The organism is Alkaliphilus sp. B6464 (assembly GCF_018141165.1).
Lineage (GTDB): Bacteria > Bacillota > Clostridia > Peptostreptococcales > Natronincolaceae > Alkaliphilus_B.
In genome coordinates, this window is record NZ_CP058557.1 from 2,677,523 (window position 1) to 2,690,792 (window position 13,270).

At 30.7% G+C, this 13,270-nt stretch carries 10 protein-coding genes; all 10 read right to left on the bottom strand.

From position 1 onward, the window contains the following. Positions 1–144: 144 nt before the first annotated feature. Positions 145–1,605 (bottom strand): ribonuclease Y, encoded by a 1,461-nt coding sequence (rny, locus tag HYG84_RS13505; protein ID WP_442860812.1) that lies wholly within the window; start codon positions 1,603–1,605, stop codon positions 145–147. A gap of 403 nt (positions 1,606–2,008) precedes the next feature. Then, entirely contained in the window at positions 2,009–3,055 is a 1,047-nt protein-coding gene (gene recA / locus HYG84_RS13510) for a recombinase RecA (RefSeq protein WP_212378062.1), read from the bottom strand. A 166-nt stretch (positions 3,056–3,221) separates the two neighbouring features. After that, positions 3,222–3,758 (bottom strand): CDP-diacylglycerol--glycerol-3-phosphate 3-phosphatidyltransferase, encoded by a 537-nt coding sequence (gene pgsA, locus HYG84_RS13515; protein WP_212378064.1) that lies wholly within the window; start codon positions 3,756–3,758, stop codon positions 3,222–3,224. An 87-nt stretch (positions 3,759–3,845) separates the two neighbouring features. After that, positions 3,846–4,892, bottom strand: a complete 1,047-nt coding sequence (gene mnmH / locus HYG84_RS13520; protein ID WP_212378066.1) for a tRNA 2-selenouridine(34) synthase MnmH — start codon at positions 4,890–4,892, stop codon at positions 3,846–3,848. Positions 4,893–4,939: 47 nt separating this feature from the next. After that, the gene (locus tag HYG84_RS13525) at positions 4,940–7,255 is read right to left on the bottom strand and encodes a DNA translocase FtsK (RefSeq protein ID WP_212378068.1); all 2,316 of its coding nucleotides are present in this window, start codon (positions 7,253–7,255) and stop codon (positions 4,940–4,942) included. A 312-nt stretch (positions 7,256–7,567) separates the two neighbouring features. Next, positions 7,568–8,299 carry a ClpP family protease gene (locus HYG84_RS13530; protein WP_212378069.1) on the bottom strand — a complete coding sequence of 244 codons (732 nt, stop codon included), beginning with the start codon at positions 8,297–8,299 and terminating at the stop codon, positions 7,568–7,570. A 180-nt stretch (positions 8,300–8,479) separates the two neighbouring features. Continuing rightward, complete coding sequence (locus tag HYG84_RS13535) at positions 8,480–8,737, bottom strand: YlmC/YmxH family sporulation protein (protein WP_212378071.1); 258 nt, start codon at positions 8,735–8,737, stop codon at positions 8,480–8,482. A 179-nt stretch (positions 8,738–8,916) separates the two neighbouring features. Then, complete coding sequence (locus HYG84_RS13540) at positions 8,917–10,173, bottom strand: M16 family metallopeptidase (RefSeq protein ID WP_212378073.1); 1,257 nt, start codon at positions 10,171–10,173, stop codon at positions 8,917–8,919. Positions 10,174–10,236: 63 nt separating this feature from the next. Then, positions 10,237–10,968 (bottom strand): polysaccharide deacetylase family protein, encoded by a 732-nt coding sequence (locus HYG84_RS13545; RefSeq protein ID WP_212378075.1) that lies wholly within the window; start codon positions 10,966–10,968, stop codon positions 10,237–10,239. Between the two features lie 124 nt (positions 10,969–11,092). Next, a complete protein-coding gene (pnp, locus tag HYG84_RS13550; RefSeq protein ID WP_212378077.1) occupies positions 11,093–13,213 on the bottom strand; it encodes a polyribonucleotide nucleotidyltransferase in 2,121 nt (706 codons plus the stop codon). Positions 13,214–13,270: the final 57 nt, after the last annotated feature.

Sequence of the window (13,270 nt, forward strand, 5' to 3'; positions counted from 1 at the left end):
ACTTGTATATATATTGTTTTATCAATTTATAGTATTCTACTTAATTTCAAAAATCCCTGCATATATAGTAAAATTTTCTAAAATTTATTAATTTTTTAAAAGGAATTTAATTTATGAAAATAAAAAAACTGCATTTGCAGTTTTTTATTTAGCATATTCTATTGCTCTTGTTTCCCTAATTACATTAACTTTTATTTGTCCCGGATATTCCAGTTCAAACTCAATTTTCTTTGTTATGTTTCTAGCTAGAATAAAAATCTCCTCGTCGTTGTACACTTCAGGCTTAACGATAATTCTAATTTCTCTACCAGCTTGAATAGCATAGGATTTTTCAACACCTTCATGATCGTTTGCGATCTCTTCTAACTTCTCTAGTCGCTTAATATAAGACTCTAAGGTTTCTCTTCTAGCACCAGGTCTTGCGGCCGAAATAGCATCTGCGGCAGTAACCAATATTGCCTCTATAGATTCAGGCTCATAATCACCATGATGTGTAGACATAGCATGAATAACATCCTTAGATTCTTTATATTTTTTCAGAAGCTCCATACCAATCTCAACATGGGTTCCTTCTATTTCGTGATCAACAGCCTTACCAATATCATGAAGTAATCCTGCTCTTCTTGCAAGCTTAACATCTGCACCTAATTCGGCTGCCATAATTCCTGCTAAATATGAGACCTCTATTGAATGGTTCAATACATTTTGTCCATAACTAGTTCTATACTTTAATCTACCAAGCAATTTTATAAGTTCAGGGTGTAATCCATGAACGCCTGTTTCGAAGGTAGCTTGTTCACCTTCTTCTTTAATAATATTATCTACTTCTTTTTTAGCCTTTTCTACCATTTCTTCAATTCTTGCTGGATGAATTCTTCCATCAACAATTAATTTTTCTAATGCAATACGTGCTACTTCTCTTCTAATTGGGTCAAAGCCAGATAAAATTACTGCTTCTGGTGTATCATCAATAATTAAATCAATACCCGTTAATGTTTCTAATGTACGAATATTTCTACCTTCTCTACCAATTATTCTACCTTTCATTTCATCACTAGGAAGTTGCACAACTGATACAGTAGTTTCTGCAACATGGTCTGCTGCACACTTTTGAATGGAATAAGCGATTACTTCTCTTGCTTTCTTTTCTGCTTCTTCTTTAGCTTTAGATTCAATATCTTTTATCATCATCGCAGCTTCATATTTTGTTTGTTTTTCAATATCGCTTAATATAAGCTGACGTGCTTGTTCAGAAGTTAAACCAGATAATTCTTCAAGTTTTTCAACTTCCTTTTGATAAAGGTCGTTAATTTCTAATTCCCTATTATCTAGTTCCTTGAGCTTCTTCACTAGTTTTTCGTCTTTATGCTCTAAGGATTCTGATTTTTTATCTAAAACCTCTTCTTTTTGTATCAATCTTCTTTCTATCCTTTGTAATTCGTTACGCCTTTCTCTACTCTCTCTTTCTAATTCATTACGAAGTTTATGCACTTCTTCTTTTGCTTCCAATAATAGCTCTTTTTTTGTGGTTTCAGCATCTCTTTCAGCATCTTCTACAATTTTTTTTGCTAATTCTTCGGCGCTATTGATTTTTCCCTCCGCAATATGTTTTCGAAAAAAATAGCCTACAAGGCATCCGATTAAAATACCAACTAAAATTAAAAGTCCGTTTAAAACAAGTATATTTTGAATATGTGGACACCTCCTTTATTAAGTTTTAAAAATTCCCATTTTCAATTTGATATTAATAGCTTTTATCAATAGATACACCCATGATTTGCTTTTATTTTATATCTTTTTTTTACAGGTGTCAAGTTGGAATATAGGTATGAGAATTATGTATATATAACATTTAAATTATTACCATAAATAACACACCTATACTTGGACGATGCTTACTGAATAATGCAATAAAATATAGGAGTAAAATTATATAATAAAAAAAGAAACTACTAATAAAAATTTATACTAATAGTCTCTTTTTTTAAATATAAGATAATTTTACTCATTATTTTTCATCATCAGGTTCTAAAATTGCATTTTGTGATTCAACTTTGTTTATTTTAGTAGCAAGAGGTAGGTTATGATGTTCTCTTATTTTATTCTCTATTTCCAATGCAATTTCAGGATTCTCTTTTAAAAATTGTTTTCCATTTTCACGACCTTGTCCAAGTCTATGATCCCCATAACTATACCAAGCACCAGACTTATCAATAATATCTAGTGAAGTGGCTACATCTAATATATCTCCTGTTTTTGAAATACCTTCCCCATACATTATATCAAATTCAGCTTGTTTAAAGGGAGCGGCAACTTTGTTTTTTACAACTTTTACTCTTGTTCTGTTTCCTACAACATCATTACCTTGCTTAATAGAGTCAACTCTTCTTACATCTAAACGTACAGAAGCATAGAATTTAAGTGCACGACCTCCTGTAGTAGTTTCAGGATTACCAAACATCACGCCTATTTTTTCTCTAAGTTGGTTTATAAAGATAGCAACTGTTTTTGATTTGTTAATTGATCCAGCTAGTTTTCTTAATGCCTGGGACATTAATCTAGCCTGTAATCCCATATGAGAATCTCCCATTTCTCCCTCAATCTCTGCCTTAGGCACTAAAGCAGCAACAGAATCTACAACAATTATATCAACAGCACCACTTCGCACAAGTGCTTCTGCAATTTCAAGGGCCTGTTCTCCTGTATCAGGTTGTGAAACGATTAAATTATCAATATCAACGCCTAATCTTTTTGCATATACTGGATCAAGGGCATGTTCAGCATCGATAAATGCAGCAGTACCACCGGCCTTTTGTGCCTCTGCTATTACATGAAGGGAAACTGTTGTTTTACCAGAAGATTCTGGACCATAAATTTCAATAATTCTTCCTTTAGGTATTCCGCCAATTCCTAGAGCTAAATCTAGGCCAATAGAGCCTGTAGAAACGCTTTCAAAGCTCATTTTAGAATCCTCGCCTAACTTCATGATAGATCCTTTACCGAACTGTTTTTCTATTTGACTAATAGCCATCTCTAAAGCTTTTTTTTTCTCCATACTGTTACCAGACATAGTCTGGCTCACCTGCCTTCCTTAATATCTCGAACAGACGTTCTAAAGACATTATATCTTATAATATATAAATGGTCAAACTATATTTTAAAAATATAGTTTGACCATTTGGAATATTAAAATATTATTCTAATGTTTGTGATAAAGCTCTTTAATACTTGAGTACATGCTTATTTATAATTATATAATCAATTCCTGATATTATAGTAAATATAACAGAAACCCACATCATAATCATATCGAAAGGAAAGTTAATATATTTAAATGGAAAATTATCTAATAAAATTGCTATTATAGCAATAATCTGTGTGATAGTTTTAGCTTTTCCCCACCAGCTTGCAGCTATAACTATTCCTTCAGCCGCGGCTACAGCTCTTAATATGCTTATAGTAAACTCTCTAGCTATAATTACAACTACCATCCAAGCAGAAAGTCTGCCCATTTGAACAAGAGAAATAAGTGCAGCTGATACAAGGAGTTTATCCGCCAATGGATCCATAAACTTACCAAAGTTAGTAATCTCATTTCTTTTTCTTGCTACATATCCGTCTAATGTGTCGGTAACAGCAGCAACAATAAATATTCCTGCAGCTATTGGTACTCCATAAGGTATTTTACTTAAAAGAAATATCATAAAAATAGGAACTAAAAAAATTCTTAATATAGTTAGTTTATTGGCTAGATTCATTTATACTCTCCCCCATTAATTTATACTCTAAAATATATATAAATATAAATTAAAGCTTAATTGATATTTAATCATTTTATATTATACTCAATTATTTTCTAAACTATAATACAGTTTAACCAACTTTTCTAAAGCATCCTCTATACTAATATAATTAATTTCCATTATATAATTATATTTTTTCATAGAGTGTATATATAAAGGATCATAGTATTCTATAATTAATTCTCTTGCAATTTTATCATATTCTTTCTCTTCAATCCAATCAATGCATTGATTGACTTTTTCTAATCCAATCCGTTTTTTTAGATTTAGAATAGCATTTTCTAATAGAGTATCACAGTTAAAAATATTATCTACATAATCACTTACTAATCGTTCTATCCGATTTTCTATAGATGTATTTATTAAAATATGTTTTCCTTTAACTATTGATTGAAAGAGACCTTCGGGCAATGAAATTCCTCCCAACCGTTGTCCTTCACTTTCTACTATAATGTATTTGCTATTACTTAGTCTTAAAGTTTCAAATGCAAGTGCATCGAACATTTTTTGTGTTATTGGTTTTTCATCCTGATAACAGATTGATCCAAACACAGATCCGCTGTTTTTAACTAATTGCTCTAGGTTAAGCACTGGAATATTAAGTTTTTTAAGTTTTTCAAGTATTTCAGTCTTTCCAACTCCTGTGTATCCATGAAGTACAATAAAGCTATGTTTAAATTGGTCCTTATCGAAATATTCAATGACATGTTTGCGATATTGTTTGTACCCTCCTTCTAATTGATAAATATTCATTCCTAAGGAAGCTAAAAAGCCTGAAACTGTAGCACTTCTTAATCCTCCTCGCCAACAAAATAACACAATATTTTTATACTTCTTTGTCAATAAAAAAATTTCATTATAGATAGAGGAGAGTTTGGCAGACGCATATTCAATTCCTTTCACCTTAGCTTCTTCTGGACTAGCTTGCTTATAAGTAACCCCTACAACAACCCTCTCATCATTATCTAAAATAGGAATATTAATTGCACCAGGTATAGAGCCTTCCATGAATTCTAGTGGAGAACGAACATCAATAAAAATTTTATCCTCCATATTAAGCGCTTCTTCAACAGTTATTTTTGCAAACAAATTTTTCACCTTCTAGTTTTAGTCTATTAATAATAGTATGTATAATTTTATATTGATTCCTTTATATTTTGTTCAAAAAACTCATTATCTATTAATACTTGTCTTGGCTTACTTCCTTCATGAGGACCTACAAAACCTTTTGACTCCATCTCATCAATTAATCTTGCAGCTCTATTATATCCTATTCTTAATCTTCTTTGAAGCATAGAAATAGAAGCTTGTTGGCCTTCAATGACAATTTTTAATGCTTCATTAAACAATTCATCTACATCTGTAGACATATTAATATTGTTTTGGTCAAGCTGATCTATTATTTCATCCTCATAATTAGGTATCTCAACTTGGTCTTTAATAAAGGTTACCACCCTTTCTACTTCCTTTTCAGAAATAAAAGCTCCCTGCACCCTAACAGGTTTGCTAGAACCAACAGGATAAAACAACATATCTCCCTTACCTAAAAGTTTTTCTGCCCCACCCATATCTAAAATTGTTCTTGAATCTGCCTGAGAAGCCACAGCAAAGGCAATTCTTGATGGTATATTAGCTTTTATAACCCCCGTAATTACATCTACAGAAGGTCGCTGGGTTGCTATAATTAAATGCAATCCAGCCGCTCTAGCCATTTGGGCTAAACGACATATTGTATCTTCCACATCATTTGGAGCAACCATCATCAAATCAGCTAATTCATCGATAATAATAACGATGTATGGAATTTTATTTTCTTGAAATTTCTTATTATATCCATCAATATCTCTCACGCCATTTTCCGCAAACATTTTATAGCGTTTAGACATTTCTTGTACAGCCCAGTTAAGAGCACTTGTTGCTTTTTTAGGATCAGTTACAACTGGTATAAGTAGATGTGGAATGCCATTGTACTGACTTAATTCTACAACTTTAGGGTCAATTAAAACTAACCTTACCATATCAGGACTTGAATTGTATAAAATACTTAATATTAATGTATTAATACAAACACTTTTTCCCGAACCAGTAGCTCCAGCTACTAGAAGATGAGGCATTTTAGATATATCTGTAATGATAGGTGCTCCCGAAACGTCCTTACCTAAAGCAAATGGTAAATTTAAATTGGAATTTTTATAGTTAGGACTATCAAGCACTTCCCTAAGAGCAACTGTAGAAACATCCTCATTAGGTATTTCTATACCTATAGCAGCTTTGCCAGGTATAGGAGCTTCAATTCTAATTGCTTGGGCGGCCAAGTTTAAAGCAATATCATCACTTAAATTAACAATTTTACTTACCTTTACTCCAGCGCTAGGCTGTAATTCATAACGTGTAATAGCAGGTCCTTTATTTACCTGTATAACCTTAGCCTCTACACCAAAATTAAGCAATGTATCTTCTAATATTTTTGCATTAGATATAATTTTTCTTTTATCATCTTTACTAGATTGGGAAACTATCTGATTAAGAAGATCAATGTTAGGGAATTCATATTCAATTTTGGGGGTTTCTTGGTTATAATTAATAATTGTGCCTGAATCAATAGATTTACTAATTTTTTTATCATTATCCTCTTGATTGATTATATCAGTTTTATCATCAGTATCCTTTCCATTTTCTAAAGGTTTATCCGAATCAATTGTTGTAAAATCAAGTATTTTAATCTTTTCTTCTATACCTGAATCTTTTTCTAAGTGTATATTTTCTTCTAAATCCATAGTTAATAAATTTTTACTACCCTTCTTTTTATTTTTAGGTTTTGTATCTTTTACAGGAACAAAAACAAAATTTAGGATTTGATTTTTAATTTTACTTGAAGTTAGTATAAGTTGATTCTTTAGTTTAACTATCATAGTTAGTAAAGATATTTTTGTATATAAAATTAAGGATATAAGTAATAAAGTTAAAATTATAATATATGTAATAGTTATCCCAAAGAGATTAACTAATAGTTTTGTTAAACTAATTCCTATAATACCTCCTCCAATACCTTGAGTACCAAGTGTAAATATTTGTTGGAGCCACTCAGTAGTATTAGATACAACAATACTATCAATAGTTCCAAAACTTCTAAGAGATTTAAGTATTGTAATTGAAATAAATACTAAACAATAAAATAATATGGTTTTATTTTCTTTTAATAATGACTTATTAATAAAAATAAATACACCACATAAAATTGTTATATATGGTAAAATAACTGTTGTACTTGAAAATAATCCTGTTAGAAGGAATCTTATAAAATCTCCAACCTTACCTGCGCTATTGCCTTGTATAATTACTAGTAAAATCAATCCGATTGCGATAGTAAAAATGCCATATATCTCATTATTAAACTCCTTTGCTATAAGATCAATATTTTGACTTTGTTTTTTGCGATGTTTTCTGCCCAATATTATCACTCCATTAAAGATTTTAATAAATTTAGTATATTGCTATTTTAGAATATGTATCTAAGTAAATTATAAATTATACTAAATTTAAATGCCTATAACTTAACTCAATAATATATTCTACACTAAATTAATAAAACCTACAAACATTGTAATAAAAGTATATAAAATTTTAAATACTGTATAAGTTTTTATCTGTCTAACTCCTTATTCTATATTCTATAAAAACATACACTATTAAGCATAAAAAATAATAGAAAGTGTATTGTACACTTTCTATTATAATGTAAATTATATTAGAGCATAAAGATTCTATTTACTAGCTTTTATTAATTCATTTAGTTTAGATATCGCCTTATTCAGGCCTCCAACCTCATCGATTAAACCATGTTTTACTGCTTCCTCTCCTATCAGAATTGTACCTACATCACTAGCTAATTCATCCGTAGCGTTCATTAATCGTATAAAAATATCTCTGTCTATTTTTGAAGTGCGTAAAACAAAGTTTACTATTCTTTCTTGCATTTTTGAAAAGTACTTAAAGGTTTGTGGAATTCCTATTACTAATCCATTCATCCTTATTGGATGAATGGTCATTGTAGCTGTAGGTGCAATAAATGAGTAATCACCTGCAGTAGCCAGAGGAACACCTATGCTATGACCGCCTCCAATTACTAAAGTGACCTTAGGTTTAGATAGACTACATATTAATTCGGAAATTGCCAGACCAGCTTCTACATCGCCTCCAACAGTATTTAAAATAATTAATAATCCCTCAATATTTGGATTTTCTTCAACAGCTACTAACTGAGGAATAATATGTTCATACTTAGTTGATTTGTTTTGAGGAGGTGCTACCATATGTCCCTCTATGTGCCCTATAATATTTATTGTATGGATATTTTGGCCAGCTTCGGGTAGGCTGTTTGTTCCAAATGCTTGTATATTCTCTGCATGCTTATTACTACCTTCATTTTGATTTGTAGGACTTTGATTGTTCGTTAAAAACTGAGAATATTGTTGGTTAGTAAAATTATTTATCATTTTTTCACTCCTATGTTAGTACATTTTTAATGATTCATAAAAAATTATAAAATTTATTGGACGTTCAATAAATATTTTATAATCTCTATAATAAATCTTACTGAAATTATCTCAGCAAAATTTTACTTTAAGTACTAACATTATTTTTACCTATTTTACTGCATCTATTCTTCACTATCATTAATACTTTTTTTTGTGATTATTTTCCAATTCAATTATAATCATATCATTGCCTATTTTCCTTATAGTTTCCCAAGGAATTTCTGTTAAGGAATCATTTGAAAAAAAACTAAAAAATCCTTTTGATTCAGGTATTAAAAGAGCATGTATTTTCCCAGTTTTTTCATCAATTAATAAATCAGACTCGGCTATTATACCTAATCTACTACCATCACACAAGTTAACAATTTCTTTTCCACCTATAGTGCTTAAACGCATAATTACCCCTCCTATTATTTTTGAACTATATAGTATTAAAGGTATATTTAAAATCAAATAATTTATTTATTATAATTATATTGAGTAGGACGGGTTTTATTCTAACTATTGATTATCTATTATGATAACATTTTATATGATACATATAATTACAAAAAAAGCCCATTTAAAGGCTTTATTTATAATTCAAAAATATTTCTTATTGTTTTTAAAATATTATCTTTGCTTACTGTTGTTATAGTTACTTCATCTAATCTAAATATACGTTGTATGACTCTTTGTATGTCTGCTGAGTTTACAGAATCAATTTTATCTATTATTTCCTTCTGGCTGTATATTCTATTACGTAGTAGTTCTGATTTACCTATCGATGTCATTCTACTACTGGTACTTTCTAATCCTAGTATATAATTTCCCTTTAATTGTTCTTTTGATTTATTTATCTCATCTTCACTTAGTGAGTTGCTAATTATATCCTTAATTTCATTGTAGATAATTTTTGTTACTTCTTCTACTTGATTAGGATTCGTACCAGCATATATAACTAAAGATCCTCCATTTTTATAAATAGATGGATAGGAATATATTGAGTAAGCTAGACCTCTTTCCTCTCTTACACTTTGAAATAGTTTGGAGCTCATGCTTCCACCTAGGACATTATTAAGTACTAATAATGGATATACATCATTACTATCTAGTTCAACTCCTTTAAACCCTATACACATATGTGTTTGCTCAATTTCTTTATATTTAGATACAACTTCAAAATTATAGTTAATTGTTTCGTATACTTTGTCTAAGTTATTATTACTCCAGGTGCTAAACTTATCATTTATTGTTTCTAGTAATTTCTTCTCATCAAAGTTACCAGCTATAGATAATACAGCATTATTTGAAACATAATATTCATTCATATATTGTAGTATCATTTCACGATCAATGTTATTGAGGGTGTCCTCTGTACCTAAAATAGGCATACCCAAAGAATTATTTTTAAATAAAGTTTGCGAAAGAATATCATGTACTAAATCTTCAGGTGAGTCTTCATACATATTAATTTCCTCTAATATTACACTTCTCTCCTTTTCTATTTCAATCGGATCGAATTTAGAATTAAATAACATATCTGACAACAAGTCTATTGCTAGATCATAATGACTGTCTAACACCTTTGTATAATAACAAGTACATTCTTTGCTAGTAAATGCATTAATTTGTCCGCCTACACCATCTATAATCTCAGCTATATCCTTTGCAGTTCTTTTATCAGTACCTTTAAACATCATATGTTCAATAAAATGTGATATTCCATTGTTTATAGTATTTTCATGCTTAGATCCAGCCTCAATCCAAACACCTATAGATACTGATTTTACAAAAGGAATATACTCTGTTACAACTCTTAGCCCATTTTCTAAAGTATATCTCTTATACATTTTTTCCTCCTAGATTTCCTATTTTCATATACATTATAATTGACATAATAATACTATGCAAGCTTATTCCGCCAGAACATCACTAACCCTGCCAACCTCTAGTCCTTTTTCACGCATGGCCTCAATTAATTTTGGTAAGGCTTTTGCAGTTTCAGGCATAGGATGCATTAACACTATTGCTCCATTAAACTTATCCTTTTTAAGTACTCTATCTATAATAACATCTTTCGTACTTCCTGCTCTCCAATCTATAGTATCAATTGTCCATAGTATTGTCTTATATCCTAATTTATTTGATGCAATCAATGTGTTTTCATTATAAGATCCAGAAGGGGGAGCAAACAAAGTGATTTTTTCGATAGTATATTTAGACAGTATTTCATCTGCTTTTTGTATCTGTTCTTCATTTTTATCTAACCCTAAGGATCCATAGTCTAAATGTTGATAACCATGACTACCAATTTCATGTCCAGCGTCTACAATTTGCTGCATTAAATCAGGAAACTGTTTAGCCCATCTTCCCGTTATAAAAAATGTAATTTTTATTTTCTCTTTGTCTAATGTTTCCAATATATCTGGAAGTACTTCATTTCCCCAATCAACATTACATGTAAATGCAATATATTTACTATCTTCACTCCCCCTATCTATTGGCTTTGCCGCAGTGTAGTTATAATTACTAAATACTTCTTTGTTTCCACGCTTCAATGTTACTAATCCTATTGTTATTATTAAAGTGATTAGAATAAATGCAATTACCAACCTTGCAAATTTTTTGTTTATAATAATTACCATAACTTACCTCCTAACTTAATTAAGATGTTGGTAATATATTATTCGAAAATAAATTAGTTATGCAATCAATGTTGATAAAAATTTATTTACCCTTAGATAATAAAAAACATAAACCACAGTAGGTTTATGCTTTCGGTTGTTCATCATGTTTTTTATCATTTTCCTTAGGTAGAAGGGCTTTTCTAGATAAATTTATTTTTCCTTGCTGATCTATTTCCATTACTTTAACTTCAACCTCATCACCTACTGCTAATACATCTTCTACTTTGCTTACTCTCTCATGGGCAATATTAGATATATGTATTAATCCCTCTTTACCTGGGAGAATCTCTACAAAAGCTCCAAAGTTCATTATCTTTATAACTTTTCCTTTATATGTATCTCCCACTTCAGGGTCACGAACTATATTATCAATTATTTTAAGAGCACGTTCACCTGCATCTTGTGTTAGAGCAGCTATAAATATAGTACCATCATTCTCAATATCAATTTTAACACCTGTATCCTCAATAATTTTATTTATAGTTTTTCCACCTGTACCTATAACTTCTCTAATCTTATCTGGATGTATTTTAGTTTTTAACATCCTAGGAGCATACGGAGATAATTCCGATCTTGGAGAGCTAATTGCTTCTTTCATCTTATCTAAAATATATAGTCTACCTAATCTAGCCTGCTCTAGAGCATTTTCTAGAATAGTTCTATCAATTCCCTTAATTTTAATATCCATTTGTATAGCTGTTATTCCTTTAGAGGTTCCTGCGACTTTAAAGTCCATATCACCTAAATGATCTTCCATACCTTGTATATCTGACAAAATAGCCACTGCATCATCTTCTTTAACTAATCCCATAGCAATACCAGCAACCATATCTTTTAGAGGCACTCCTGCATCTAATAATGATAGAGTACTTCCACAAACACTGGCTTGTGAAGAAGATCCGTTAGAAGCTAAGACTTCTGAAACTACACGAATAGCATAGGGGAAATCATCCTGCGAAGGTATCATTGGTTCTAATGCTCTTTCTGCTAAGGCTCCATGACCAATTTCACGTCTTCCTGGTCCTCTTAAAAATCTAGTTTCGCCTACACTATATGGTGGAAAATTATAATGATGCATATATCTTTTAGACTCTTCTTCACCAAGTCCATCAATAATTTGTACATCACCTATTGCACCTAAAGTTACTACTGATAATACTTGTGTTTGACCTCTTGTAAATAATCCTGAACCATGGGTCTTTGGAAGTAAAGATACTTCGCAAGATATTGGTCTAATCTCATCGTGCTTTCGATCATCAGGTCTTACCTTTTCATGAAGAATTAAGTGTCTAGTCTCTTCTTTCATAATTGCATCCAATATAGAACCTACCTGCTTTAAATCTAAATCTTCCTCATATTTTTCAATAAAATACTCTATTGTCTCTCTCTTAGCTAACTCTACTTTTTCTGTTCTCTCTAACTTCTCTACAGTTCTAATTGCGTTAGCTATTTTACTAGTTGCATATTCTCTTATTTCAGACTCTAAATCTTTATCAACTTCAAAAAGTATAACTTCTTGCTTTTCTTTTCCAACTTCTTTAACAATTTCTTCTATAAATGAAACAATATTTTTAATTTCTTCATGAGCAAATAAAATAGCCTCCAGCATTTGTTCTTCCGTAACTTCATTGGCACCTGCTTCAATCATCATTACAGCATCCTTTGTACCAGAAACAACCAGATCAAGTTCGCTATGTTCTCTTTGATCACTTGTAGGATTAATTAATAAATTTCCATCTATCATGCCAATATGTACAGAAGCTGTCGGTCCTTGAAATGGAATATCAGAAATTGATAGTGCTACAGAAGATCCTATCATCGCAACTATATCTGGACTGCAATCTGTGTCTACTGATAATACTGTTGCAATTACCTGAACCTCATTTCTATATCCTTCTGGAAATAATGGTCTAATCGGACGATCTATTAACCTAGAAGTCAGTATAGCATTTTCACTAGGTCTACCCTCTCTTTTAATAAAACCTCCAGGGATCTTTCCAGCTGCATACATTTTTTCTTCATAATCAACGCTTAAAGGAAAAAAATCGATTCCCTCTCTAGGGGTTTTTGATGCACATGCATTAACAAGAACAGCAGTCTTTCCATACTTTAGTAAACAAGAACCATTGGAAAGTTGAGCTAATTTTCCAACTTCTACTTCTAAAGTTCTTCCACCAATTTCTTTTTGAAAAACTTTAACCATTGTTTATTATCCTCCTTTCATTTGTATATTGTTTTCTACAATATTAATATTATCTCC

Excerpts from the sequence above, each read along its gene's own strand:
- pgsA (WP_212378064.1), bottom strand. The coding sequence starts at position 3,758 with ATGAATCTAGCCAATAAACTAACTATATTAAGAATTTTTTTAGTTCCT.
- HYG84_RS13530 (WP_212378069.1), bottom strand. The coding sequence starts at position 8,299 with ATGATAAATAATTTTACTAACCAACAATATTCTCAGTTTTTAACGAAC.
- HYG84_RS13535 (WP_212378071.1), bottom strand. The coding sequence starts at position 8,737 with ATGCGTTTAAGCACTATAGGTGGAAAAGAAATTGTTAACTTGTGTGAT.
- pnp (WP_212378077.1), bottom strand. The coding sequence starts at position 13,213 with ATGGTTAAAGTTTTTCAAAAAGAAATTGGTGGAAGAACTTTAGAAGTA.
- HYG84_RS13545 (WP_212378075.1), bottom strand. The coding sequence starts at position 10,968 with ATGGTAATTATTATAAACAAAAAATTTGCAAGGTTGGTAATTGCATTT.
- HYG84_RS13540 (WP_212378073.1), bottom strand. The coding sequence starts at position 10,173 with ATGTATAAGAGATATACTTTAGAAAATGGGCTAAGAGTTGTAACAGAG.
- recA (WP_212378062.1), bottom strand. The coding sequence starts at position 3,055 with ATGGAGAAAAAAAAAGCTTTAGAGATGGCTATTAGTCAAATAGAAAAA.